The sequence below is a fragment of the Hydrogenimonas thermophila genome (assembly GCF_900115615.1).
Taxonomy (GTDB): domain Bacteria; phylum Campylobacterota; class Campylobacteria; order Campylobacterales; family Hydrogenimonadaceae; genus Hydrogenimonas; species Hydrogenimonas thermophila.
Map to the genome: position 1 here is coordinate 1 of NZ_FOXB01000083.1, position 1,713 is coordinate 1,713.

1 protein-coding gene is annotated in these 1,713 nt (G+C 32.1%); it reads right to left on the bottom strand.

The window, feature by feature from the left end; all coding sequences use genetic code 11:
* Positions 1–275: 275 nt before the first annotated feature.
* Positions 276–1,532: an IS110 family RNA-guided transposase gene (locus BM227_RS12525; protein ID WP_177202066.1), complete on the bottom strand. Its 1,257-nt coding sequence runs from the start codon at positions 1,530–1,532 to the stop codon at positions 276–278.
* Positions 1,533–1,713: the final 181 nt, after the last annotated feature.

The following is a 1,713-nucleotide window of genomic DNA, read 5'->3' on the forward strand; positions in this document are numbered from 1 at the left end:
AGCCTTTTTATAAAAAATAACTTAAAAAGGACAAAAAAATAAAAAAGCAATAGCTTTTTAAAGCTATTTTAAAAACAACCAATTTTCAAGAGATTTTTCTCTTGAAATGAGTTTGATTTTGAAAGCACTTTTAAGAGTTTAATCTAAAATTATAACTTTAGATTAGAGTGCTTTTACAATCAAACTAAGTTGGTTTGATTGACAATTAAAAGGTGATGGCACTATTACAATTCCATCATCAATTTGAAGTAAATTAGCTTTAGTTCTTTAACTTATCACTGTCTAACCATAGCAAAAACACGAGAGGGGTTATAAGGTTCATTGTTTTTAAAGATGGCATAGATAATTGTTATCAGTTTTCTTGAAACAATTATTAAAGCCTCTTTTTTAGACTTACCAGCAGCTCTTTTATCGTTGTATAGTTTTCTTAGTTCACTATTGTGTCTAATGCAACTAACACTAGCTAAATAAAGAGCATGCTTAACAGTAGAATTGCCTCTTTTGCTAAGATGACCGAAAGCTTCTTTTTTACCAGAGCTATCTTGTGTAGGGTGTAAACCAATAAACCCAAGAAGCTTTGATATAGTAGGAAATCTACTTAAATCACCACATTCACCAAGTATTGCTGAGATTGTCTTAGTGGATACTCCTGGTATTGTGTGTAGGTTTTTTATGATAGATTCGGCTCTTTGTTTAGCCTCTTTTATAGCGGTTTTATCATCACTGCTTAAAGAGTCGCTATTTAATAAAGAGTCTATCTCTTTATCTAAAGTAGCTATCTCTTCTTGATACTTTTCATAAAGCCTAATTAGGCTATTTAGTGCAATAGCTCTTTGTTCTTTGGCTTTGCCTGAATATACAGAAGAGTTGGCTAACTCTAAAAGCTTTGTAGCTTTATCATAAGAGAAGTTGTTGCCCTTTATGTGTCTAAAGAGTTTTAATATACTATTAGCACTTACACCTTTGTAGTGTGCAGCGGTTGGATACTTTTTTAAAAGAGCAAGACCGCTAACACTAAAAGGGTTAATGAATTTCTCAAACTCTGGAAAAGTAACAGTAAGTAGGCTAAAGATTCTTTTTTGAATCTCTTTGGACTCTTTAAGACAATTATTTCTATTTCGATAAAGCACTCTTAAAGCCATATACTCATCACTTGCTACATATCCAGAGCTAAATCTGTCATCTTTTAGTAAAAAGGCAATATATAAAGAGTCTATGTTGTCATTCTTCACAGATTTCATTGTGTAATTTTGCCTATATCTTGAAGTTTGAAATGGATTTAATAGCTTTGTATTATACCCATTTGATGATAGAAAATCGTATAGATTTTCTCCATAAACACCAGTAGCTTCAAGACCAAGCACAAATGAATCTTTATCTTTTGAGAGTGTTAACAACTTAAGCTTAAAAGAGTCAAAGCCACTTTTAGAGTTTAAAAACTTGAAGTTTTTTAAAACTCTTTTTTCACTCTCATCAATAACATTGACAACGTGAAACTCTTTAGATACATCTATCCCTACAAAGTATCTCATATAAGCTCCTCTCGTATCTCTCTTTGGTTGCCCAAAGGGCATCACAGCCTCGTAATCAATGAGCAATTGATGCAAAAGCATCATTGCAACTTTTAATCAGTGATTATCACCAAAGAGACAGTCAAGCTAAATTAAGTGATCTCCTTAAGCAAACTAAGCTTAAAGAAGTCACAGGGGGTAT